Source organism: Leisingera sp. ABD4_442 (assembly GCF_056160905.1).
In genome coordinates this window covers 21,820-45,209 of the sequence record NZ_JBSWYB010000028.1, presented here as the reverse complement: position 1 = coordinate 45,209, position 23,390 = coordinate 21,820, and the positions used below count along the sequence as shown (strand labels likewise).

Annotated in this window: 23 protein-coding genes; 12 read left to right on the top strand and 11 right to left on the bottom strand. The window is 63.7% G+C overall.

All coding sequences use genetic code 11. The features are described 5' to 3' along the window. Nucleotides 1–77 precede the first annotated feature (77 nt). Entirely contained in the window at nt 78–623 is a 546-nt protein-coding gene (locus ACXAHG_RS17555; RefSeq protein WP_475059367.1) for a protein-tyrosine phosphatase family protein, read from the bottom strand. 196 nt (nt 624–819) lie between these two features. On the opposite strand from ACXAHG_RS17555, the gene ACXAHG_RS17550 reads away from it, so the two are divergent. The 3 genes from ACXAHG_RS17550 to ACXAHG_RS17540 are packed head-to-tail and all read left to right on the top strand — an operon-like array spanning nt 820 to nt 3,369. Continuing rightward, on the top strand, nt 820–2,640 hold the full coding sequence (locus tag ACXAHG_RS17550) for a DNA polymerase III subunit gamma/tau (protein WP_475059365.1): 1,821 nt from the start codon (nt 820–822) through the stop codon (nt 2,638–2,640). Next, nucleotides 2,637–3,014 carry a hypothetical protein gene (locus ACXAHG_RS17545; protein WP_475059362.1) on the top strand — a complete coding sequence of 126 codons (378 nt, stop codon included), beginning with the start codon at nt 2,637–2,639 and terminating at the stop codon, nt 3,012–3,014. Before ACXAHG_RS17550 ends, ACXAHG_RS17545 begins: the two co-directional genes overlap by 4 nt. Before the next feature lie 10 nt (nt 3,015–3,024). Continuing rightward, entirely contained in the window at nt 3,025–3,369 is a 345-nt protein-coding gene (locus ACXAHG_RS17540; RefSeq protein WP_475041325.1) for a YbaB/EbfC family nucleoid-associated protein, read from the top strand. 66 nt (nt 3,370–3,435) lie between these two features. Here ACXAHG_RS17540 and ACXAHG_RS17535 read toward each other — a convergent pair whose 3' ends face one another. Further along, nucleotides 3,436–3,939, bottom strand: a complete 504-nt coding sequence (locus ACXAHG_RS17535) for a GNAT family N-acetyltransferase (protein WP_475041323.1) — start codon at nt 3,937–3,939, stop codon at nt 3,436–3,438. Between the two features lie 136 nt (nt 3,940–4,075). Between ACXAHG_RS17535 and recR the strand changes: the two genes are divergently transcribed. Continuing rightward, complete coding sequence (recR, locus tag ACXAHG_RS17530; protein ID WP_475041321.1) at nt 4,076–4,675, top strand: recombination mediator RecR; 600 nt, start codon at nt 4,076–4,078, stop codon at nt 4,673–4,675. A gap of 23 nt (nt 4,676–4,698) precedes the next feature. Here recR and ACXAHG_RS17525 read toward each other — a convergent pair whose 3' ends face one another. The 3 genes from ACXAHG_RS17525 to ACXAHG_RS17515 all read right to left on the bottom strand — a co-directional run bounded on the left by ACXAHG_RS17525 (nt 4,699) and on the right by ACXAHG_RS17515 (nt 8,327). Then, a complete protein-coding gene (locus ACXAHG_RS17525; RefSeq protein ID WP_475041319.1) occupies nt 4,699–4,986 on the bottom strand; it encodes a DUF1330 domain-containing protein in 288 nt (95 codons plus the stop codon). Nucleotides 4,987–5,108: 122 nt separating this feature from the next. Continuing rightward, nucleotides 5,109–7,250, bottom strand: coding sequence for an ATP-binding protein (locus ACXAHG_RS17520; protein ID WP_475041317.1), 2,142 nt, complete (start codon nt 7,248–7,250; stop codon nt 5,109–5,111). Nucleotides 7,251–7,559: 309 nt separating this feature from the next. Beyond that, nucleotides 7,560–8,327, bottom strand: coding sequence for a DUF1013 domain-containing protein (locus ACXAHG_RS17515; RefSeq protein ID WP_475059360.1), 768 nt, complete (start codon nt 8,325–8,327; stop codon nt 7,560–7,562). A gap of 146 nt (nt 8,328–8,473) precedes the next feature. Here ACXAHG_RS17515 and ACXAHG_RS17510 point away from each other — a divergent pair, with 146 nt between their 5' ends. Both ACXAHG_RS17510 and ACXAHG_RS17505 read left to right on the top strand, forming a co-directional pair. Further along, nucleotides 8,474–9,121, top strand: coding sequence for a ribonuclease T2 family protein (locus ACXAHG_RS17510; RefSeq protein WP_475059358.1), 648 nt, complete (start codon nt 8,474–8,476; stop codon nt 9,119–9,121). Nucleotides 9,122–9,444: 323 nt separating this feature from the next. Further along, nucleotides 9,445–10,302, top strand: coding sequence for a DUF2189 domain-containing protein (locus tag ACXAHG_RS17505; protein ID WP_475041312.1), 858 nt, complete (start codon nt 9,445–9,447; stop codon nt 10,300–10,302). A 70-nt stretch (nt 10,303–10,372) separates the two neighbouring features. Here the strand turns inward: ACXAHG_RS17505 and ACXAHG_RS17500 are convergent, their stop codons facing one another. Then, nucleotides 10,373–11,356 (bottom strand): NAD(P)H-quinone oxidoreductase, encoded by a 984-nt coding sequence (locus ACXAHG_RS17500; protein WP_475059355.1) that lies wholly within the window; start codon nt 11,354–11,356, stop codon nt 10,373–10,375. 458 nt (nt 11,357–11,814) lie between these two features. Here ACXAHG_RS17500 and ACXAHG_RS17495 point away from each other — a divergent pair, with 458 nt between their 5' ends. Next, on the top strand, nt 11,815–12,438 hold the full coding sequence (locus tag ACXAHG_RS17495) for a hypothetical protein (RefSeq protein ID WP_475059353.1): 624 nt from the start codon (nt 11,815–11,817) through the stop codon (nt 12,436–12,438). Between the two features lie 23 nt (nt 12,439–12,461). Here ACXAHG_RS17495 and ACXAHG_RS17490 read toward each other — a convergent pair whose 3' ends face one another. Beyond that, nucleotides 12,462–13,163: a COQ9 family protein gene (locus tag ACXAHG_RS17490; RefSeq protein ID WP_475041307.1), complete on the bottom strand. Its 702-nt coding sequence runs from the start codon at nt 13,161–13,163 to the stop codon at nt 12,462–12,464. A 119-nt stretch (nt 13,164–13,282) separates the two neighbouring features. On the opposite strand from ACXAHG_RS17490, the gene rpsU reads away from it, so the two are divergent. Continuing rightward, nucleotides 13,283–13,489, top strand: coding sequence for a 30S ribosomal protein S21 (gene rpsU / locus ACXAHG_RS17485; RefSeq protein WP_005614280.1), 207 nt, complete (start codon nt 13,283–13,285; stop codon nt 13,487–13,489). A 749-nt stretch (nt 13,490–14,238) separates the two neighbouring features. After that, nucleotides 14,239–15,291 (top strand): CAP domain-containing protein, encoded by a 1,053-nt coding sequence (locus ACXAHG_RS17480; protein WP_475059351.1) that lies wholly within the window; start codon nt 14,239–14,241, stop codon nt 15,289–15,291. A gap of 88 nt (nt 15,292–15,379) precedes the next feature. Here the strand turns inward: ACXAHG_RS17480 and ppk2 are convergent, their stop codons facing one another. Beyond that, nucleotides 15,380–16,297 carry a polyphosphate kinase 2 gene (ppk2, locus tag ACXAHG_RS17475; RefSeq protein ID WP_475041303.1) on the bottom strand — a complete coding sequence of 306 codons (918 nt, stop codon included), beginning with the start codon at nt 16,295–16,297 and terminating at the stop codon, nt 15,380–15,382. A gap of 193 nt (nt 16,298–16,490) precedes the next feature. Between ppk2 and ACXAHG_RS17470 the strand changes: the two genes are divergently transcribed. Further along, nucleotides 16,491–17,330 carry a lysostaphin resistance A-like protein gene (locus ACXAHG_RS17470; RefSeq protein ID WP_475059348.1) on the top strand — a complete coding sequence of 280 codons (840 nt, stop codon included), beginning with the start codon at nt 16,491–16,493 and terminating at the stop codon, nt 17,328–17,330. Between the two features lie 67 nt (nt 17,331–17,397). Here the strand turns inward: ACXAHG_RS17470 and ACXAHG_RS17465 are convergent, their stop codons facing one another. After that, nucleotides 17,398–17,856 (bottom strand): Lrp/AsnC family transcriptional regulator, encoded by a 459-nt coding sequence (locus ACXAHG_RS17465; RefSeq protein ID WP_421053204.1) that lies wholly within the window; start codon nt 17,854–17,856, stop codon nt 17,398–17,400. A gap of 139 nt (nt 17,857–17,995) precedes the next feature. Between ACXAHG_RS17465 and ald the strand changes: the two genes are divergently transcribed. Next, entirely contained in the window at nt 17,996–19,114 is a 1,119-nt protein-coding gene (ald, locus tag ACXAHG_RS17460) for an alanine dehydrogenase (protein ID WP_475041299.1), read from the top strand. Nucleotides 19,115–19,226: 112 nt separating this feature from the next. On the opposite strand, the gene ACXAHG_RS17455 is transcribed toward ald, so the two are convergent. Further along, nucleotides 19,227–21,473: a calcium-binding protein gene (locus tag ACXAHG_RS17455; protein ID WP_475059346.1), complete on the bottom strand. Its 2,247-nt coding sequence runs from the start codon at nt 21,471–21,473 to the stop codon at nt 19,227–19,229. Nucleotides 21,474–21,772: 299 nt separating this feature from the next. Here ACXAHG_RS17455 and ACXAHG_RS17450 point away from each other — a divergent pair, with 299 nt between their 5' ends. Continuing rightward, complete coding sequence (locus ACXAHG_RS17450; RefSeq protein ID WP_475041296.1) at nt 21,773–22,579, top strand: mechanosensitive ion channel family protein; 807 nt, start codon at nt 21,773–21,775, stop codon at nt 22,577–22,579. Between the two features lie 96 nt (nt 22,580–22,675). Here the strand turns inward: ACXAHG_RS17450 and ACXAHG_RS17445 are convergent, their stop codons facing one another. Beyond that, nucleotides 22,676–23,212, bottom strand: coding sequence for a hypothetical protein (locus ACXAHG_RS17445; RefSeq protein ID WP_475059344.1), 537 nt, complete (start codon nt 23,210–23,212; stop codon nt 22,676–22,678). Nucleotides 23,213–23,390 lie beyond the last annotated feature (178 nt).

The following is a 23,390-nucleotide window of genomic DNA, read 5'->3' as shown; positions in this document are numbered from 1 at the left end:
CCTCCCCGTCAAACCAAAGGTTTGCCTCCGGCAAAACGGGAGGACGCTTCGCACCCACCCAGGGTCAGGCGCGGCCCTCAGTGTTTGACACCCTGCCCTGCGCAGGCCCAATCCAGCTGCGCCTCAGTCTCCACCGCACAGGGCCGCACCGAGCGCAGCCGCGCCAGCGCCTGGACCGGGTCCTCGCCGCAGTCGATCATCAGCCGCAGCACCGCCATGCCGGAGCGCCCGCAGCCGCCCTTGCAATGCACCAGCACCCGTCCGCCGCCTGCCAGCGCCTGCCGCGCCGACTGGCTGGCGGCGGCCCATTTTGCATTCACTGCCGGTGGCGGCACCTGGAAATCCGGCACCGGCAAATGCAGCCAGCGGCAGGCCATGCTTTGGATGTCGACGCCCAGCCGCGGCACTCCGGCGGCCACATGCTCGGCCTCGGTGGTCATCGAGATCACCAGCCCCGGCTTCCATTGATAGATCTGGATCAGGTCGCTGCGGTAATCGCCGGCGCCGCCCGGCAGCCGGCACAGCGCCAGAATGCCGCCGCCCGCTGACAGCGCGTGGATGGTCAGGCCGGCCTGCGCGGCAGTCTCCTGCACCGCTGGCTTTGAAGTGTCTTCAGTTTGCATACCGCCTCCCTGGACGCCGCGCCCCTGCACTTCCCCCGCATTTCCCCCTTCCCTCCAGACTAGCCGCTAACCGCAGAAAGCCAAAGCGCTTTTGCAGCCCTGGCTTTGCTGCCTTCTGCGGTGGACGAACCGGCTGCGCTTCAATACCCTGCGCGGAACGCGGGACCCCCGCACACCGAATCCGGCACGAGACACCATGAACGACATTCCCAGCGGCACCACCCAATCGCAATACCAGGTTCTGGCCCGCAAATACCGGCCCGAAACCTTTGCCGATCTGGTGGGGCAGGACGCGATGGTGCGCACCCTGAAAAACGCCTTTGCCGCTGACCGTATCGCCCAGGCCTTCATCATGACCGGCATCCGCGGCACCGGCAAAACCACCACCGCCCGGATCATCGCCAAGGGCATGAACTGCATTGGCGAGGATGGCCAGGGCGGCCCCACCACCGATCCCTGCGGCAAATGCGAGCATTGCACCGCGATCATGGAAGGCCGCCATGTGGATGTGATGGAGATGGACGCGGCCTCGCGCACCGGTGTCAACGACATCCGCGAGATCATCGACTCGGTGCAGTACCGCGCGGCTTCGGCCCGCTATAAGATCTACATCATCGACGAGGTTCACATGCTGTCGACCAGCGCGTTCAACGCGCTGCTGAAGACGCTGGAGGAGCCGCCGGCGCATGTGAAATTCATCTTTGCCACCACCGAAATCCGCAAGGTGCCGGTGACGGTGCTGTCGCGCTGCCAGCGGTTCGATCTGCGCCGGATCGAGCCGGAGGTGATGATTGCCTTGCTGCGCAAGATCTCCACTGCCGAAGGCGCCCAGATCGCCGAGGACGCGCTGGCGCTGATCACCCGCGCCGCCGAAGGCTCTGCCCGCGATGCGACCTCGCTGCTGGACCAGGCGATTTCTCATGGCGCGGGGGAGACCACCGCCGATCAGGTCCGCGCCATGCTGGGGCTTGCCGACCGCGGCCGGGTCCTGGACCTGATGGACATGATCCTGCGCGGCGATGCAGCAGCGGCCTTGACCGAGCTCAGCGGCCAGTACGCCGAGGGCGCCGACCCGCTGGCAGTGCTGCGCGATCTGGCCGAGATCACCCATTGGGTCTCGGTGGTGAAGATCACGCCTGATGCAGCCGAAGACCCCACCGTCAGCCCCGATGAGCGCGCCCGCGGCAAAGCAATGGCGGATGCTCTGGCCATGCGCGTGCTGACCCGCATGTGGCAGATGCTGCTGAAAGCGCTGGAGGAAGTCGCCGCCGCGCCGAACGCGATGATGGCCGCAGAGATGGCGGTGATCCGCCTCACCCATGTGGCCGACCTGCCCTCGCCTGAGGAACTGATCCGCAAGCTGCAGGACACTCCGCCGCCGCCGCCGCCCGGCCCTGGCGGCCCCGGCGGCCCCGGCGGCGGCGTGCCGATGCAGGGCATGGGCGGCCCGGCGCTTGGCGGCGGCAGCACCGATGCTCAGGGCAGCTATACCGGTCCCGGCGCCCCCGCAGGCGGTGCTCCGGTTGCGCGCGGCGGCTCCGGCCCGGCGGCAGCGCTTGCGCCGCAAGCCAGCCCGGCGCTGGCCCGCTACCCCACCTTCGAACATGTGGTCGAGCTGATCCGCGAAAAACGCGACGGGCTGCTGCTGGAATATGTCAAAAGCTACCTGCGCCTGGCCGCCTATAAACCCGGCCAGATCACCTTTGAGCTGACCAGTGACGCCCCCCGCGACCTGACCAAACGGCTGAGTGAACAGCTGAAGGCCTGGACCCATCACAACTGGTTCTTCACCATTGTCACCGAAGGCGGCGGCGATACCATCAGCGAGCGCGAAAACGCCGCCGAGAACGCCCTGCGCGCGAAAGCCGCCGCGCATCCGCTGGTGCAGGCGGTTCTGGAAAGCTTCCCCAAGGCCAAGATCAAGCGCATCCGCACAGCCGACGAACTGGCCGCCGAGGTTGCCGCCGAGGCCCTGCCCGAGGTCGAGGACGAATGGGATCCCTTCGAGGAAGAGTGACGGCCGGCCTGGCGGCACTCTGGTTCTCCCTACCGGCCACCGCCTTCGCCAATGCCTGCTGGCATGAAGGCGGTACACCGGCCAGCGCATGGGATGAGCTGATCCGCCTGTCCGCCAAGCCTGTTTCTCTGGCCCTCTTCGCCCTTGCCGGATTCGCTGTTTTTACCGGGCGGCGCCTTCCCTTTGCAGTTGCTGCGATGCTGTGGGCCGGGCTGGCAATGGTTATTGCAATAGATAACCATGAGCTTTTCTTTGACGATAAGAGTGCCTTGGGCATAATCCAGGACTGCACCGCCTCCCCCCACTTGTTCATCGCGCTTGCAATTGCGATATGTGCCGGGATGACTTACGGCGCCCTGCGCCCCCGCAATTAGGAGAATACAGATGCTCAAAGGCCTCGGCGGTCTTGGCGACATGGCCAAGATGATGAAATCGGCACAGGAACTGCAGACCAAGATGGCGCAGATGCAGGAAGACCTGCACAACGTCATGGTGACCGGCGAGGCCGGCGCAGGCCTGGTCAAGGCAACCGCCTCTGCCAAGGGCGACCTCAAGGGCCTGGACATCGACCCGTCGATCTTCAACGGCGACGATAAGGAAGTGGTTGAGGACCTGATCCTGGCCGCCATCAAGGACGCCCAGGCCAAGGCCGCGGACAAGGCGCAGGAAGAGATGACCAAGCTGACCGAAAGCATGGGTCTGCCCAAGGACATCAAGCTGCCGTTCTAAGAACCGGCAAGCTGAACGCCAAAAGGCGGCCCGTCTGGTGCCGCCTTTTTCTTTGCCCCGCCTTGGTTAGCCCGTCTCCAGCCGGAACTTCAGGAACCGCTGGCCTTCGTACTGCACTTCCCCGGTCTGCACCGCCCCCAGCCGCATCAGCGGCCGCAGATGCCGCCGCGTCGGCGGCAGCAGGAAGGTAACATAGGGAATGCGCGAGTCCGCACGGGCAAAATCCAGCGCCTTGCGCGCAATTGCGGGGCCAAGGCCAAAGCAATCTGCCCGCAGCACCAGCCCGAAATCCCACTCCGCGCCTTCTTTCTGGAACCCGCCCCAGCCGAGGTAATCCTCACCGCGCAAAAACGCCCAATGGCCCAGCCCGTCGCGCTGCCAGCAGGCCTCCTTGGCCGCCACAAAATCCTTGGCCGCCTCCTCATCCCAAGCCCCTGCCAGCAACGGCATATGCGCCGCCATCCGCGGGTCTGACATGTGGCGGGCAATCACTTGCGGCGCAACCGCCGTCAGCCGGGCAAAACGCAACTGGGGAGTTTCATCTGCCTCCCGCGCAATCCTGCCTTCCATTTCAAACCCTCCGCCCTTCCAGGCAAGGCATACCCCCGGGGCGCCAGAAAAACAAACCCCGAACATTTTGCCGCCCCGCCCTTGCGCTTCCCTGTCCCGATCAGCCTATATGGCTGGAACACAAAGGGCCCAAGGCATGATCAAGAACTCCACCAGCAACATCGAAGACCTGATTGACCTGATGGCCAAGCTGCCGGGGCTGGGGCCGCGCTCGGCGCGCCGCGCAGTGCTGCATCTGATCCGCAAGCGGGCGCTCTTGCTGACGCCGCTGGCTGACGTGATGAGCGAGGTGGCCGCGACAGCGCGCGAATGCCTCAACTGCGGCAATGTGGGCACCAGCGAGATCTGCCCGATCTGCACCGACGAGGTGCGCGGCAACGGCGAGCTGTGCGTGGTCGAGGATGTGGCCGACCTCTGGGCGATGGAGCGGTCCGGCGTGTTCAAGGGCCGCTATCACGTGCTGGGGGGCACCCTCTCGGCACTGGATGCGGTAGGCCCTGAAGATCTGCGCATCCCGCGGCTGGTCGACCGGGTCGCGACCGAGGGCGTCCGCGAGGTGATCCTGGCGCTGAATGCCACCATCGACGGCCAGACCACGGCGCATTACATCGCCGACCAGCTGCAGGGACAGGTGAAGCTCACCTCGCTTGCGCAGGGGGTGCCGATCGGTGGCGAGCTGGACTACCTCGACGACGGCACCATTTCCGCCGCGATGCAGGCGCGCAAGGAAATCTGACGGCGCCCGGCGGGCCTGAACTGTTATTCTTCGTAGAAATGAATGGTCATGTCGCAGGCCGCGTCCCGCAGCGGTATCAGCGGCAGGTATTCCGGGCTGCTGTAGAACCGCTCCGCCGCGTCCATGTCCCGATAGCGGAACACCGCCGCCACCTCACCATAGCTTGAACCACCGCGCAGCACCCGGGCGAAACTGCCGCGGGTGACCACCTCAACACCCTGCGCCTCCATCAGCACCGCCGCGCGCCCGGCATAATCGCGAAACAAATCCGCATCCCTGATCTTTGCATATGAGAAATTGAGCACAGGCATAGGCAAACTCCGGAGTTCCATTACTGAAAAAACAGCCTTGAGGCTTGGGCCTGCCCCTTGGCTCCGTCAACTGAAATTTTGTATCCGCACAATACCCGCGCTACCCTGTCCCGTCCCTGAACCTAGCGGAACACCGCCCGGTACAGTTTTTCCTTGCTGAAAGGCTTGTCCAGAACCTGCGCATCCGCCAGTTCCGGAAACCCGGCCTCTGCCGCGCCGATGGCAAAACCGCTCATCATGACCGCGATCAGACCAGGCTGCTGCTGCCGCAGGCTGGACAGCGTCTCCCAGCCGCCCCGGCCCGGCATGCTCATGTCGATCACCGCCCGGTCGAACGGCCCTTTCTCCTGCAGCAGGGCCAGCGCCGCATCATAGCCATCGGCCTGCACCACATCGCAGCCGCGCAATTGCAGCAGCCCCGCAACCGCCCGGCGCACTGTATCCTCATCATCCACAACCAGGATCCGGCGCACCTCGGCCGGACGCTCCTGCGCCTGCTCCGGTGCAGCCGCAGCCTCGGGCGGCGCAGCGGTTGCCGGGAAGTAGAACCGGAAGGCTGTGCCCTCGCCTTCGCGGCTGTCCACCGCCAGCCCGCCCTGGTGGCGGCTGATGATGCCCAGCGCCGCCGCCATGCCAAGACCGCGTCCGCCGGGCTTGGTGGTGAAGAAGGGATCGAAAATCCGGGTGACCGTCTGCCGGTCCATACCTGCGCCGGTGTCGCGCACCTCCAGCAGCAGGCAGGGGCCAGCAGGCATCGCCGCCCCCTTCAAAAGCTTGCCCCGCTCCGCGCTGCCAAGCCGGATTTTCCGGGTTGTCACAGTCACGGTGCCGCCCCCGCTGCCGATCGCCTCCACGGCGTTGAACACCAGGTTCATCAGCAGCTGGCTGACCTGGGCCGGGTCCATCTGCGCCGTCAGCCCTCCGTCCCCCAGGTCCAGCGCCACCGATTTGCCCATCTTGCGCTCCACCGGCACCAGCGCCATGGTCTCCCGCACGATGGCATTGAGGTCGCACAGCCCCTGTTCCCGGCTGCCGCCGCCCTTGGCGTAATTCAGCAGCTGCCGCACCAGCGCCGCCGATGCCTGCAGGCCCTGCTCCGCAACTTCCACATGCTCCCGCGCCGGATGGCGGGTCTCAAGATGCGCCAATGCCAGTTCGGTGCGCCCCTGCATGGACGCCAGCAGATTGTTGAAGTCATGCGCAATGGTGCCTGCCAGCAGCCCCAGGCTTTCCGTCTTGTGCTTGATCAGCAGAGCTTCCTCCGCCTGGCGGCGGCGCAGCTCCGCCTTGCGGCGGCGCAGCTCCAGCCCGATCCGGGCAGCGAACAGTGCAATCAGATCCGTCTCCAGCTTGCGCTGTTTGATTTCCCGGTCATGCTGCAGCGCAAAATGGCCGATCACAGAGCCATCGGCATCCGTCAGCGGCAGCCCGAGATAGGACTGCAGGTTCTGTTCCCTGAAATGGGCCTGCCCGGGAAAGGCCTCCTGCAGCCCGCCCGGCACCAGGAATTTCTCCCGCCCCGCCAGCATCGCGCAAGGGGTGCCCTCATAGGGCACGACCGTGTCCTCGGCAGCCTCCACCTGCTGCCCCTCCTGGCAGCAGGCCAGCACCCGGAAACACTCCGGCCGGTCCTCCATGCATTCGGCGATAAAGGCCGAGCGCACCTTGAGCGCCCCCTGCAGCTGCTCCGCCAGCTGGCGGAAAGCCTCCCGCGGGGAGGTCCCGGCCGGCCCTTCGGCCAGCACCGCAAGCGTGGCCAGGGTCTGCAGCCCGGAAATCTCAGCCCCCAGGCGGTCCGCGAACTGCTCCATCAGCGCCACGATCTGCGCTGCCAGGACGCTGTCGATTTCCTGCCGCCAGGACGCCTGCACCAGGCCGATTGCATCGCCATCGGCGTTTTTCAGGGCAACACCCACATAGCTTTGGATGCCTTCCTCAATGAACATCTCATCGTCCGGGTACAGTTCCTGAACGCGGCAGGGAAAGATATGCGGATCGCCGCTCAGCACCACGTCGTGGCAGGGCGTCACACAGCTTTCATATTCGAAATCACCCAGCTGCAAGCCGTCGAACCAGCTTGCCAGCACCCGGATGCGCTCGGTCTCCATGACCTTCAGCTCACCCACCGTCACCAGATCGGCGCCAAAACCGCGCGCCAGCTGGTCGACAAATTCCTGGCAGAACTCCAAACCGCTCAAACGGGCAAGCGTTGCCAGATCCAAACGGCCGCTTTCCCCAAGCGCCATTGCCCCTGCTGCATCCATTGCGTGTACTCCTGCCACCCCTACCGCGGACAGGCACGTGCCGCCCGGCCGCTGGCAATACTCAATAACTCCCTGTTCCTTACACTTTGGAAACCGCCTGCAACATAAATGGCGCCTCCCGCTCCCCGGATTTTGCGGGCGCTCTGGAACACAACCGCCCGCAACATCATGCTGCGCAAAACAGGGCCGCATAGTCAACATGTTGTAATGTTGAATTTCAATTCTAACAGAAAAAGCCGCAAATCCAGAGCACTGGATCTGCGGCTTTTTAATGACTTAAGCGGTTGCGCCGCCGGTCCCGGAAGGGATTCAGAAGCGCGGATCCTCGTCCTCATCCTCGTCATCGCTGCCCGCAGGCAGGTTGAAGAAGCTGTCGGCGTCAAGGATATCTTCTTCTTTCTTCTCGTCTTCCGCACTGGAGCCGCCGCCCAGGGTGAAGGTCTCCAGGCCCTCGATCGCAGTCGGGATCTTGGGCTCTGCGTCCATCTCCAGCGACTGTTCGGTGGAGACCAGCTTGCGGCGCTCGTCATCGCTCATCACGCCGCCTTCGGCCGCTTTCTTGGCTGCGGCCTTCTGCACGGCAGAGTCCAGCTCGGACTGTTTGCACAGGCCCAGCGCCACCGGGTCGATCGGCTGCATGTTGGCGATGTTCCAGTGGGTGCGCTCGCGGATCGACTGGATGGTCGGCTTGGTGGTGCCCACCAGCTTGGCGATCTGGCCGTCGCTCAGTTCCGGGTGGAACTTGACCAGCCACAGGATCGAGTTGGGACGGTCCTGGCGCTTGGACAGAGGAGTATAGCGCGGGCCGCGGCGCTTTTCCTCGCCGGCAGCGGCCGGGTTGAACTTGAGCTTCAGCTTGTGCAGCGGGTTGCCTTGCGCCTTGTCGATCTCTTCCTGGGTCAGCTGGTTGTTGGCAACCGGGTCAAACCCCTTGACGCCCACCGCCACTTCACCGTCGGCGATGCCCTGGATCTCCAGCTCGTGCATACCCACGAAATCGGCAATCTGCTTGAAGCTGATCGTGGTATTGTCCACCAGCCACACGGCGGTTGCCTTGGCCATCAACGGTTTTGCCATGTGCTCATCTCCTTAAAACACCTCTGGTCCCCGGATACATCTCTCCCGCCGCCTGAAATGGCGTCCCCGGCGTTCCGGGGCAGGTTTCCGTTGTCGGGGAACTTCCGCCCTATATAGTCGGCATCAATGCATAAGGAAAGAGGCCAATGCGCAAGTTGTTCACAGGTGTTTTTGCCGCCGTCCTGACCTTGCTGCCCGCCGTTGCCGCAGCAGAAGGCGAGCCTGCGGGCGACTTTGACTATTACGTGCTGTCGCTCAGCTGGTCGCCGAACTGGTGCGCGCAGGAGGGCGACGCCAGGGGGGCAGACCAATGCGATGCCCGCCATGACTACGGCTGGACCCTGCACGGGTTGTGGCCCCAGTACCACCGCGGCTGGCCCAGCTACTGCCGCACAGCAGAGGCGCCGCCAAGCCGCGCGATGAGCCGCGAGATGGCCGGCATCATGGGCAGCGCCGGCCTTGCCTGGCACCAGTGGAAGAAACACGGCACCTGCTCCGGCCTCAGCGCCCGCGGCTACTATGCCGCCATGCGCGAAGCTTACGGGCGCATCACCCGCCCCGCCGCCTTCCGCAGGCTCGAAAAGCCCGTGACCCTGCCCGCCTCCGTCGTCGAGCAGGCGTTTCTGCAGGAAAACCCGGACCTCAGCCGCGACAGCCTGACCATCACCTGCCGCGGCGGCGCCATCCAGGAGGCCCGCATCTGCCTGTCCAAGGCACTGGAGCCGGTGCCCTGCGGCCGCGATGTGATCAAGGATTGCACTTTGAAGGACGCCCGCTTTGCACCGGTGCGCTGAAGGCGCTGCCCCGCAGACTTGACAGGAAAAGGGGCGCTGCCCTTCTTGGCCTGACGGCCAATTCACCCCGGAGTATTTCAGACCAGAAAGAAGCCTGGCCCGCGCAAATGTCAGGCACCGTGATTTTTGCACCCGCTTCCGCCTTCCTCTTGCCCGGAATATCCCCGCCGGAGGCCGGCGCCGCAAGGCGCGCACCCCGCACGCGGCAATAAATGGCCTGTGAAGCACACTTCGGCCGGTTTTGTGCTAGTATTATGTTACGTGCCGCGCCCGGCCCTGCCTGAACGGCACTTCCGTTTTGGTCAGCGAGGAGGAGGAAGCGCATGGCAAAGACAATCGGTAACCCGCTCAGCTGGCTTCTGCAGAGTGCAGAGACCACCGGGCAGCATATCGGCGAAACCGTCAGCGAGATGGGCAGCGACGGCGTCAAGGAACTGCCCAAAGCGCGCAAGCTCAGCATGGATGACATCATCCATTCCCTGGCCGCGGGGCTGGAGGATTTTGCCGCCTGCCGCTCTGACGCGATGTTCCTGGTGCTGTTTTACCCGATCATCGGCATCGCCCTGATCGTGATGAGCCTGTCAATGAATCTGCTGCCGCTCATCGTGCCGATGATCATGGGTTTTGCGATCCTCGGCCCGGTCGCTGCGGTTGGGCTTTATGAAATGTCCTCGCGCCGCGAAGCCGGGTTTGAGCCGCGCTGGATGGATGCCTTTGGCGTCATCCGCTCGCCTGCCTTTGGCGGCATCCTGGTGCTGGGCATGTATCTGGCGGCGCTGTTCATCATCTGGCTGGTGGCGGCGGATATGATCTACAGCCGCACCCTGGGGCCGGAGCCGCCGGCCTCGATCCTGGGCTTTGCTGCCGACGTGGTGACCACCCGCGAGGGCTGGATCATGGCGATCAGCGGCGGCATCGTGGGCGCTGTCTTTGCCTTTGCCGCCCTGGCGATGAGCCTGGTGTCCTTCCCGCTGCTGCTGGACCGCCATGTGGGCCTGCCGGTGGCGGTGGCCACATCAATCAAGGTGCTGCGCAAGAACCCCGTTATCTGCATGACCTGGGGCGTGATTGTCGGTTCTGCCCTGGTGATCGGAGCGATCCCGTTCCTGGCCGGGCTGATCATCGTGGTGCCGGTGCTGGGGCATGCAACCTGGCATCTGTACCGGCGCGCCGTGGACTGAGGCCGCGGCAGTTAACACGCGCGAGGGCCGGCACAGCTGCCGGCCCTCTTTTGATTGCCAAAACTGAAGATCAGCCCACCTTCAGCACGATCTTGCCGATATGGCCGGAGCTTTCCATCCGGGCATGGGCCGCAGCCGCCTCCTCCAGCGCAAATTCGCTGTCCATCACCGGCGCCACCTTGCCCGCCTCCAAAAGCGGCCAGACCGCCTCGCGCAGGTCCCGGGCAATCTGCGCCTTGGCCAGATCGCTTTGCGGCCGCAGGGTTGAGCCGGTCAGCGTCAGCCGCTTGACCATCATCAGGGCAAAGTTCAGCTCCACCTTCGGCCCTTGCAAGAAGGCGATCTGCACCAGGCGGCCATCCTCTGCCATCGCCTTGACATTGCGGGGGATGTAGTCGCCGCCGACCATGTCCAGCACCAGATCGGCGCCGCCTTCGGCGCGCAGCACCTTGACGAAATCCTCGTTGCGGTAGTTGATCGCGCGCTCGGCACCCAGATCCAGGCAGGCCTGGCACTTCTCATCCGACCCGGCGGTGGCAAACACCCGGGCGCCGAATTCACGGGCCAGCTGGATGGCGGTGGTGCCGATCCCGGATGAGCCGCCGTGCACCAGGAAGCGCTCCCCGGCCTTCAGCCCGCCGCGGGTGAAAACGTTGGACCAGACGGTAAAGAAGGTTTCCGGCAGGCAGGCCGCCTGTTTCAGGTCCAGCCCGTCCGGGACCGGCAGGCAGTGCGCCGCAGGCGTGGCCGCATATTCCGCATAGCCGCCGCCGGGCAGCAATGCGCAGACCTGATCACCAGCTGCGATGCCGCTGACGCCCGCGCCCACGGCCGCCACCTCGCCCGAGGCTTCCAGCCCCGGCAGGTCGCTGGCGCCCTTGGGCGGGTCATAGGCACCGGCGCGCTGCAGCGCATCGGGGCGGTTCACGCCCGCATAAGCCACCTTGATCACCACCTCGCCGTGGGCCGGCTGCGGCACCGGGCGCTCGCACAGCTGCAAAACCTCCGGCCCGCCGGGTTTGGTGATCTCCACTGCGCGCATCATCTCTGTCATCGGAATTTGTCCTCCTGATCCTTGCCTCCTGCCTAGCATCCGGCAAGGGGGGCGCAAACAGCAAAGGCGCCGCAGCTGGGGCGGATTGCGGACGCAACATCTCAAGAGAAGGCGAACCAGCCCTACGGGCAGCAGAAGTCCTGCCATCTCTGGCAAACTTTTTTTGCCGGCGCTCACAAACATGCCTTAGCCGTTCGCCTGTTAAAAGTACTGCGCGAGCCAAACTCAGCATTGCCGCACTTTGGCAATGATCCGCAATTTACCGCTGCGCGCTTTCCCGGCGGAGAACGCAGGGCGGCCTCCCGCTGCCTGCATGGGCAAGCGAGAGTTTTCAGCACATGCATCCCGGCGCTGAAATTGCCTGAATTCCGCCTGATTTCCGGGGCAAGCCGGGATCGGCAAACAAATTTCGAACCTTAGAGATTCGCCCTGTGTCAAATGCAGATTTTCGGAACCGTTTGCAGCGCATTCACGCAAACGCACCCCAGCAGCAGCTCTTAGACCAGGCTGCACCGCAATCAGCGCCAGCCTGGGCGCAGAAACCAAACTACGGTCTTTTGGCCGCGGGCGGAGTCATCATGATGCTTAGCCTTCGAGCGGTGAAGCACACAAACGCGAATTACGAGGCGATCAGGGACACTATCGGGCTCGGGGCGTCAGTTGTGCTTGGCATTGCCGCATATGCAGCATCTCTGACCGGGATCGTTGTTATGGCGCGTGCGTTCGTCAAAAAGCGCACCACTCAGGCGGTGCGGAAGGCATCGAACCGGGCGCGGCTGCTTTCGGCGCTGTCCGGTTGTGCGCTTGGCACGGTTTTCTGCCTGTTAATGTTCATGGCTGCGGCAGCCAGGTTCGTCGAGACAGAGACTGCCCGGCTCATTTCGGACGGCGGCGCTCTGACCGCCTTTCTGTTCTTTCTGCTGTCCCTGCTGGCAGGGCTGTCAGGGCTGTTCTTCCGCGGATATGCTCTAGGGCGCGTGCCGGTCTATTTTTTGATTTCCGGCTGTCTCACCTTTACCGCTGTCAGGCTGGCTGGGGTCAACCTGCTCAAATGGCCGCTTTTCATTGCAATGCTGCATTGAGCTGCCCGCCCCGCCGCCCGCCCTCACCGCCGCGGGCCAACCGACCCCGGCAGATCATCGCGCCCCTTCGGCGGCTTGATCTGCTCGGCCAGCCAGTTCGGACCCACCAGGAACGGCTTCAAGAGCGGGTTTTTCTGCAGGCCCGCCTTCAGCTTTTCAAAGTCCATCACGTTATCAATGCGCCGGTCCAGGAAATCCCAGGTCGCCTGGTGGTCCAGGCTGTCGTCCCCCAGCCAGTACAGCACCGTGGCGGAATAGACGCCCGCCAGCGAGGCGCGCTTGGTGTACCAGTTCAGATCGTCCGAGCCGTCGCCCAGCGCGTCCCAGATCAGATCGCAGGTGCCCCAGATTGCCTTGACCCCGTCGCCCGCATATTGCGGCAGCGTCAAAAGCGTGGTGCCGCGGCGCACCGCCTCCTTGTCGCAGGCGGCCTCCAGCCGGAAGCGCACCGCCGCCGCCACCTTGTCGCGGAACCGCAAACCCGACAGGTCCTCGGCCTCCAGCCGCTCCAGCATCCGCGAATCGCCGCGGGCATGATAGGCCAGCGCCAGGTCCACACCGCCGCGCGGGCAGACCGCATGGGCCAGCACTTCCGGCACGCCGGCATCCTGGCAGGCCGCGCGGAAGGTCGCCTCCGACCAGCCGTCAAACGGCACATGCAGCAAGGCCGCATCCAGCAGACTCGCCTTGATATCTTCCTGCCCGTGATCGTGGTCTTCGCTCATCTCACCCTCCCGCGGTCAGCGTTCTGACACCCTACTAGACAAAATATGCGCGCTTTGCTATACGGCCACCTCCTGCAATTTCCTTGCAACTCAAAACTTAGAAAGGTGGTGAATACCACATGCAGGTTAGTGTTCGCGACAACAACGTCGATCAGGCGCTCCGTGCCCTGAAGAAAAAGCTGCAGCGTGAAGGCGTCTTCCGCGAAATGAAGCTCAAGCAACATTTCGAAAAGCCGTCCGAGAAAAAAGCGCGCGAGAAAGCTGAAGCGATCCGCCGTGCCCGTAAACTGGCACGCAAGAAAGCACAGCGTGAGGGTCTGCTGTAAGCATTCCCTGCTCTCCAGCTTTGGACAGCACTAGGGCCGGTCCCCGGATCAGCCCGAACAGAAGATCAGACGACCCCCGCGGCCCAGCCCGGGGGTTTGTCATTTCCGGGACCTCAAAAGGATAGCCGGATTTCAAAGGGATACACGCAAAGCTCGTATTTTATCTTCAATTACATCTTTAGGGTGTATTTCCGCAGTTCTTTCTGCTATACAGAGATTACGGCGGGGCAAGACAGATGCGTTTCCCTAACCTTTGCCTCCGCCTGCCGGGCTTGGAACACCCGGTTTGGTGAAACCCTGGGCAGGATACGCTTCCCCCCAACCGATACCGGCGCCTGTCTTGGTCCCTGCAAACAAGGCATGGCCTGTCTGGGTTTCCATTGATGCCGGGCGCCGCCAGCTCCCCCCAGCCGGCGCCCGGCCTGCCTGTTCCCTACTCCTCCCATTTCTCATGCCGGCGGTCCGGTTTATCCGCACCCCGCGCGGGCATCAGCCGCCCTGCGAATCCCGGATACGGCCCGCCTGCCACCCGCCAGCCGCCCGCTGCCGCCCGCGCGGCCGTGCCTCCGGCCGCCGCAGCTGCAGCCAAACCGCATAAAACGCGCAAAAAACCGCGTATTCCCCGGCCTCTGCAAGCAGAGCTTTGCCGCAAACCTGCCCTGACGGCAGCCCGCCCTTTTAACGCCTTAAAATTCCGTTAACCGGTTTAGGACCGCCGCACAGCCGGCTCACTCATGGAGCAGTTACTGATGTCACAGGCAAACCAACTCGAGCGCCAGATGCTCGACCTGATCAACAACGAGCGCACCTCGCGCGGGCTCAACCCGGTGCAGCTGGAGCTGCGCCTCAACGATTCAGCCGAAGACCACAGCGAATGGATGCTGCAGCAGGATGTGTTTTCACACACCGGCGCGGGCGGCTCCAGCGCAGGCGACCGGATGGAGGACGCGGGCTTTCAGTTCTCCGGCAGCTGGACCTGGGCCGAAAACATTGCCTGGCAAAGCGAACGCGGCGCCGCGGGCCTGGCCGACGATGTTGTGGACTTGCACAATTCGCTGATGAACAGCCCGGGCCACCGGGCCAACATCCTGAATGCCAACGTCGAGGTGATCGGCATCGGCATCGAACACGGCAACTTCCTGGGCTGGGACGCGGTGATGGTCACCCAGAATTTTGCCCGCACCGGCGCCGCGCTGCAGCTGGACGGCGGATCCGGCGGCGGCGGGTCGGGCGGCGGCACCGGCGGCAGCACAGGGGGCGCCACCTCGGGCAATGACACGCTGACCCTCAGCAGCGCCGGCAGCCTGGCGGGGCTGGCCGGGAATGACACCCTGTCCGGCAGCAGCGGCCAGGACCGGCTCGACGGCAACGGCGGCCGCGACAAGCTGAACGGTGGCTCCGGCGCGGACGAGCTGAACGGCGGCGGCGGCCGCGACGTGCTGCGCGGCAACGACGGCTCTGACGAGCTGAACGGCGGCGGCCGCGGCGACAGGCTCTTTGGCGGCGCCGGCAACGACACCCTGAACGGCGGCAATGGCAATGACAAGCTGGCAGGCAAGAGCGGCGCCGACATCTTTGTCTTCAGCAGCGGCGATGACACCGTCACCGATTTCAACCCCAATACCAGCGGCGAACGCATCGACCTGGGCGCCGCTACCGGCATCAGCGGCTACAGCGACCTGATGAACAACCACGTCCGCCAAACCGCAGACGGGCTGCTGATCTCCGACAGCGATGGCGACAGCCTGCTGCTGAAAGGCATCTCCGAACAGGACCTGCAGTCGAACGACTTCCTGTTCTGATCCTGTTCGGATCCCCACCGGGCAAACAGCAAAGGGCGCGCCGCGGCGCGCCCTTTTTCATGGCTTGCCTATGCGGCCGCCCCCGTTGCTAGTAGATCTTGGGCACATACAGCTCATCCGGCAGCACCTGGCGCTCATAGTCCGGGTTGTACTTGCGGTCCGGCAGCTCGACCTTCTCGTGCTGCACCTCCTCATAAGGGATTTTGGTCAACAGGTGCTCGATGCAGTTCAGCCGCTCGCGCTTCTTGTCATTGCCCTCAACGATATACCACGGCGCCTCCGCGATGTTGGTGCGCTCCAGCATCTCTTCCTTGGCTTTGGTATACTGTTCCCAGCGGATCCGGCTCTCCAGATCCATCGGTGACAGCTTCCACTGTTTCATCGGATCGTGGATGCGCATCATGAACCGCAGCTGCTGCTCTTCGTCGGTGATCGAGAACCAGTATTTCAGCAGGATGATGCCCGAACGCACCAGCATCCGCTCGAATTCGGGAATATCCTGGAAAAACTGCTCCACCTGGTCTTCCGTGGCAAAGCCCATCACCCGCTCGACCCCCGCCCGGTTGTACCAGGAGCGATCGAACAGCACAATTTCGCCCCCCGCAGGCAGATGCGGCACATAGCGCTGGAAATACCACTGGCTCTGCTCGCGCCGGTTCGGTGCGGGCAGCGCCACCACCCGCGCCACCCGCGGGTCCAGCCGCTGGGTGATCCGCTTGATCACCCCGCCCTTGCCCGCCGCATCGCGGCCTTCGAACAGGATACAGACCTTGGCACCGGTATGCTGCACCCAGTCCTGCACCTTGATCAGCTCTGCCTGCAGCCGCAGGAGGTTGCGGAAATAGACCTGCCGGTCCAGCATCTCCGGATGCTGCTCGCGGTAGATCTTGCGGATCTCCTGGCTCAGCATCGGCTCGGCGAATTCGATCTCGATGTCCTCGTCCAGCGTGTCCTGCAGCTCCGCTTCCAGCCAGTCGAGGGAGGCGGTTTCATATTCGCGGGTCACGGGCGGGTTCCTTCCTTGTCAGGTGGCTCAAAGACTGCCTTCTAGCGACGCCATATGACGGATTGATGTCACCCGCCGGCCTGCAGCTTCCTTTAAGGCAAGCGGAATTCCCGGGCAGGTTCAAGCGCAAAAGCCGCAAGACCCCTGCACAACCACCTGGAAAACCGGCGGATGAGCGGATTATGTGCAGGCCATGAGCTTTGTTCTGACCACCCTGCCCCAAACCTGGCCCTGGCTGATCCTGATGGCGGCGCTTCTTGCCGGCTGGTCCGCGCAGCGCGGATTGGCCTTTGCCCTGCTGGCGGTCTTTGCCGGAGCCGCCACAGCGCTGGGGCATCTGGAACCGCTGGCGCTGATGGCGCTGGCCACCGGGCTGCTGTTTGCCGCTTTCATCCCCCGCACCCGCGGGCCTGCCGGGCTGATCGGCCACGCGGTGCTGGTGCTGTGGTCGCTGGCGCTTGGCGCGCATCTGCTGCCCGGCGTGCAGAATCTGCTGATCCTCAGCCAGGTGCAGGCCGGCCCCGCCAGCGCGCCATATTCCCTGCATCTGAACCTGGACAAGCCGCTGGTGTTCTTCGCCCTGCTGCTGGCCTGGCCCAGCCTGCTGCAGCGCAATGATCCGGCAGACAGGCGCGCCTTGATCTCCGGCCTGCTGCTCCTTGCCGCGCTGTTGCCGCTGGCCCACCTCACTGGCGCGCTGGAACTGGAGCCGTCGCTGCCGGACTGGCTCCCCCTGTGGATGGCCTCAAACCTGCTGCTCACCTGCCTGGCCGAGGAAGCCTTCTTCCGCGGCTACCTGCAGCAGGGTCTCAGCCGCCGCTTCGGGCCTGCTGCGGGGATTGCCACCGCCAGTCTGCTGTTCGGCCTTGCCCACCTCGGCGCCGGCCCCGCGGTGGCCGCATTCGCTGCGCTGCTGGGGCTGGCCTGCGGGCTGGGTTACTGGGGAACAGGCCGGTTCTGCGCGCCTGTGCTGATGCATTTCGGGTTCAACCTCACCCACCTTGTGCTGTTCACCTACCCCGGCCCGGCCTAGGTTCCGGCACCGCCCGGTGCACAGGGGGTGTACAGGGGGTGCACGCATGTCACCCCCCTGTGCAGGCTCAAACCGGCAGCGCCGTCGTCTTGAACACGGTGCGCAGGGCAAAGCTCGACTGCATCTGCGCCACCCCCGGCAGCCGCGCCAGATACTGGCGGTGGATGCGGGCGAAATCCTCAGTGTTCTCTGCCACCACCTTGAGGATATAGTCCGCGGTCCCCGCCATCAGGTGGCATTCCAGCACATCCGGAATCCTGGACACCGCCTTCTCAAACGCATCCAGCACTTCATCCGCCTGGCCGGACAGGGTAATCTCCACAAAAACCGTGGTCGGCACGTTCATCTTGCGTGCATCCAGCAGCGCCACGTAATCGCGGATGTACCCTTCCGCCTCCAGCCGCTGCACCCGCCGGTGGCAAGCCGAGGCCGACAGGTTCACCCGCTCCGACAGGTCGGCGTTAGAGATGCGCCCCTGCTTTTGCAGCACTGAAAGAATGCGACGATCTGTTTCGTCTAGCGACATTTTGCGAAGATCCTTGCTGTATTTCGCAAGTATACGCGAAGAATCTTCGAAAGGCATGTTTTTATTCTGCCCAAATAAGCAGCACATTCTGGACCGCCTGCGGCAAAATGACCGCAGAGAGTTTGGAGGAGATACTCACATGAAAATCGGTTGCCCCACCGAAATCAAACCCCAGGAATTCCGCGTCGGCATGACCCCGGACGCCGCCCGCGAAGCGGTCAACCACGGCCATGACGTCGTGATCCAGAAAGGCGCCGGCATGGGCGCCGGCTTCACCGACGAGGACTATGCCGCCGCCGGTGCCGTGATCCTGGACACTGCCGAGGAAATCTTTGCCACCGCCGACATGATCGTCAAGGTGAAGGAACCCCAGGCGGTTGAGCGTAAGATGCTGCGTGAAAACCAGCTGCTGTTCACCTATCTGCACCTGGCACCCGACCCGGAGCAGACCCACGACCTGCTGGAATCTGGTTGTACTGCAATTGCTTACGAGACCGTCACCGATGACCGCGGCGGCCTGCCGCTGCTGGCGCCGATGTCGGAAGTTGCCGGCCGCCTGGCCCCGCAGGTTGGCGCCTACACCCTGCAAAAGGCCAACGGCGGCCGCGGCGTGCTGATGGGCGGCGTGCCCGGTGTGGCCCCGGCCAAAGTGGTCGTGATCGGCGGCGGCGTTGTCGGCACCCACGCAGCCAAGGTGGCTGCAGGCATGGGCGCAGACGTCACCATCCTGGACCGCTCGCTGACCCGCCTGAAGTACCTGGACGATGTCTTTGGCCGCGAGTTCAAGAACCAGTACTCCACCGCCGGCGCCACCGCCGAGCTGGTGCGTGAGGCCGACATGGTGATCGGCGCGGTTCTGATCCCGGGCGCGGCAGCGCCGAAACTGGTGTCCCGCGCACAGCTGTCCGAAATGAAGCCGGGCGCGGTGCTGGTGGACGTCGCCATCGACCAGGGCGGCTGCTTCGAGACCTCCCGCGCCACCACCCACGCCGAGCCGATCTATGAAGTCGACGGCATCATGCACTACTGCGTGGCCAACATGCCGGGCGCCGTGGCACGCACCTCGACCCAGGCCCTGGGCAACGCCACCCTGCCCTTCATGCTGAACCTGGCAAACAAGGGCTGGCGCCAGGCCTGCGAGGACGATGCGCACCTGCTGAACGGCCTGAACGTGCACGCCGGCAAGCTGACCTACTACGCGGTCGGCGAGGCCCTGGGCCTCGACGTGCTGTCGCCGAAACTGGCGCTGAAGCAGTAATCTTCAAAGCACAGCCAAATCCATGCAAAAGCCCCGCCGGATTGGCGGGGCTTTTTTTACAGCGGCCGGAAGATCCGCAAGCTGCCGTGCGGATCTTCCGGCCGGGCACAAGTCAGAAGATGAAGTCGCCCGGATCGAGATCGCTGATGTCCGTGTCTGTCAGCGTGACCGAGAACCGCTTGCCGGCAGAGATCACCGCATCATCGCCGGACTGCGACAGGTGATTGTTCACAAGATCATTGTAGCTGACGATCTTGGACACTGCGCTGAGGTCGATTTTTTCCCGGCTGCTGCCCGCGTTAAAATCCTTCACAACGTCCCGGCCTGAGCCATTGGCAAACACAAAAACATCGTCGCCCCTGCCGCCGGAGAGCGTATCCTTGCCGCTGCCGCCAACCAGAATATCCGCACCGCGGCCGCCAGCCAGCTTGTCATTACCGCTGCCGCCGAACAGGTAATCGCTGCCACCGCCGCCATTCAGTTTGTCCCGGCCGCCTTCACCCGACAGGATGTCATTGCCGCCACGGCCGTTGATCCGGTCGCCGCCGCCCAGGCCATGAATGGATTCGGCGCTGCCTGATCCTCTCAGCACATTGGCGTTTTCATTTCCGGACCAGGATTCCAGCACCGCAAAGCTGTAGCTGCCGGTGCCGCGCTGATCGCCTGCGGAGTTTCCGACGAAGAAATGGAATTCATCATCATAGGTTGCAGTGAAGCTTTCCATCATCGTGTCGGATCTGGACGACAGGATGCTTTCCGGGGTGCTGCCGTAGTCCCAGTACTCCGCCCGCGCCTTGGACACGCCGTCTTGCAGCCCCGCGCCGGAGACAAACACGTCATAGGTTTGCCCGCCTCTCAGGTTGTAGGAGAACCCGTCCAGATCGTCCTCGAAATCAACCGCGCTGCGGGTGAATTTCCCGAGAACGCCATCAGCGCTGCTGTCATAGCTGTCGGGCATGTCCGAATAGGCAGAGATGTCATAGGTCCCCGGACCGCCTTGGTAGTAAGAGGTCGAGCCCGCGCGCAGGTAATGCACCCCGGTATAGGTGGCCTCGTAGTAGATGGACACAGAGGCATCACCGCTGTTGCTGGTGATCAGCTCATCGCCGTTCTGGCTGTGCACACCAAGCGCGGCCGAGGTGATCCCGGTCGCCGCGCCGTCGCTTGCCAGGCGGAAAGTATAGGTCTCGCCCCGCTTCAGTTCGACCGCAAACCAGTCGCTGTCGCGCGAATGTTCGATTGTGCTGTTCTCGGTTTCACCCATCGTCAGGCTTTCGCGCGTGCCGATGCCAGAGGCGATTTCCCGGATCAGCTCAACATTGTAGCTGCCCGCCTGGCCGTTGTAGCGGTAGCTGTCATCCCCAACCTGGGCATAGTAGGTTCCTGCAGACGTCGTGGTGAGGGAGACAAGCGCCGAGGCGTTGCTGCTGTCGTGATAGGTAATCTGGTCGCCGTTTGTCTGCTTCAGCGCCAGATAGGCATTGGAAATGCTGGTCGCAGACCCGTCCCCGGTCAGCTTGACGACATAGCCGTAATTCGCCTCCAGTTCCATCCGGAACCAGTCTTCGTCATAGTCGTATTCGATGCTGCTGTTTCGGATCTCGCCCACATCCAGGCTTTCGCGGGTGCCAAGGCCGGTTGCGATCTCCCGGATCAGCTCGACATTATAGCTGCCGGCTTCGCCTCTGTAAGCGGAGGATTCATAACCTACCTGGGCGTAATAGGTCCCGGCCGATGCTGTCGTTGTCGAAACAATCGCAGTTGCGCTGCTGCTGTTGGAATAGGCGACCTGGTCGCCATTGGCCTGGTTCAGCACCAGATAGGCTTCGGAAATACTGGTCGCGGAGCCGTCCCCAGTCAGTTTCACCACATAGCCATAGTTCGCCTCCAGCTCCATCCGGAACCAGTCTTCGTCGTAGTTGTGCTCAAGCGTGCTGTTCTGGATCTCATCCACCAGCAGGGTTTCCCGGGTGCCAAGACCGGTTGCGATCTCGCGGATCAGTTCAACATTATAGCTGCCCGCTTCACCATAGTAGCGCGAGCCATCATAGCCGACCTGGGCAAAGTATGTGCCCGAAGAGATCGTTGTCGTATAGACAATCGCAGTTGAGTTCGAACTGTTGTGCGTAGCAATCTGGTCGCCGTTCGGATTTCTCAGCGCCAGATAGGCCTCCGAAATGCTCGTCGCCGTACCATCGCCGGTGACCCGGAACACATAGCCGTAATTTGCATCCAGCTGGGCGCGGATCCAATCTTCATCGTAATCACTGGAAAGGGAGCCGTGGAAATCTTCCGAAGTTGTAATTGCATAGGTGGTGCCTGCGCCGCCGGGCGCATCAAGCGTTTCCTGAATAGTCATCTTTAACCAATCCCTGGAGATCAAATCTTCTTGATTGATCGCGCACCCCAATAACGCATTCAACGGGAAAGCAGCGGGAGGCCACCACTTTTACGATAGTTTTGCGTTCTGAAAACCTGATACCGCTTGTGCGTCCCATCGCTGTGCCGCGCCGCCAGTATAGCTGCCGGGCTTGCCCCGACCCTCCCCTGCAGGTTGAGCCGCACGCACCGAATCTTTCCCCGCTGCGTGCTATTGCCACAGCCGCACGGTTGAAGGACATTCAAGCGCAGAACATCAGAGCGACAGGAACAGCGGAAATGGAACAAGTGATAGAACAGGCCGGCGCCTATTGGCCCCTGGTGGTGAGCGGCGCCAAGGCGCTGGTGGTGCTCGTGCTGGGCTGGATAGCCACCGGATGGATCAGCGGCGCGGTGCGCAGCCGTATCAACAAGACACCGCAAATCGACCCGACGCTGGGAAATTTCGCTGCCAGCGTGATCCGCTGGGTTCTGCTGGCCGTGGTGCTGGTTGCAATCCTCGGCATCTTCGGCATTCAGGCCACCAGCCTGGTCGCGATGCTGGGTGCCGCCACCCTGGCCATCGGCCTGGCGCTGCAGGGCACGCTCAGCGATCTGGCGGCAGGCTTCATGCTGATCCTGTTCCGCCCCTATAAGATCGGCCAGTATGTGGACATCGGCGGCACCGCCGGCACGGTGAAGGATGTGAACCTCTTCGTGACGGAGCTGGCCACCCCTGACAATGTGCAGATTATCGTGCCGAACGGCCAGGCCTGGGGCTCGATCATCACCAATTTCTCGCATCACGACACCCGCCGGGTCGATATGGTGTTCGGCATCGACTACGGCGACAGCGCCGAAGCGGCCAAGGCTATCATCCTGGAACAGGCAAATGCCGACACCCGGGTGCTGCAGGACCCGGAGCCCTGGGTCCGCGTGACCAACCTGGGCGACAGCTCAGTCGATCTGACTGCCCGGGTCTGGTGCCAGGCGGCTGATTACTGGGAAGTGAAATTCGCCCTGACCCAAGGGGTTAAGGAAGCCTTTGACGCCAAGGGCATTTCCATCCCCTACCCGCATTCGGTGGAAATCAAGAAAGCAGGCTGAGACGCTCCCGCCCGGCTTCGGCCCTGGCAGGCCTCATCCCGTTGGGCCCGGCGCCCCGCCTTTGGCGGGGCGTTTTCCTGTTGCGCCCTCAAGCGGTCACTCGGCCCGTGCCGCCTGCATGGCGCGGATCGCGGCGTTGCGGGCGCGGGCCTCCCGCGCGCGGTGCTGCACCGGGTTCTGCCGCCGCTCCGGCGGGCGCCCCGACACGACGGTCTGCCCGTCCAGCCCGGTAAAAGCCCATTGCGCGGCCAGCAGCTGATAGGTCTTGAGATCCCAGCCGGACTCATCCGCGACAAACCGCAGCCGCCAGGTGCCCCGCACCTTGAGCGGCAGCCGCAGGCGCCGGACCTGCAGCATGGCCTCATGCCCGTTCACAGCCGACCGCAGCCCCTGGGCCCGGACCTTCTTCATCACCTCCATCAGCGCCGCCGCGTCCCGGGTGCGGCGGCCGGCAAAGACCACTTCCACCTCTGCGTCCGGTTTGACAATGCCCTTCACCACCAGATCGCCGCGGTTGTTGCGGCTGAAGACCGGCACCAGCTCCACCTCCACATCGCGCACCTCGCGCTTGAACAGGCCCTCGTCCTCGGACAGCGGGGTGATTTGCAAGGCAGGTCTGCGGCGGTTTGTCATGGTCTTTTCCTGGTGCCGCCTTTTCCGGAAACGGCAGGAGGCATTCCAAATGTCGTGCGTATCGCCACCAGATAACCGCCGCCGTGTTAACGAACCGTTGCAAGGATCCCGAAAACGCAAATCCTGCGCAAACCGCCGGCGCGCCTCACCTCTTTCAACCGGCAGGCCAACCCAGCAG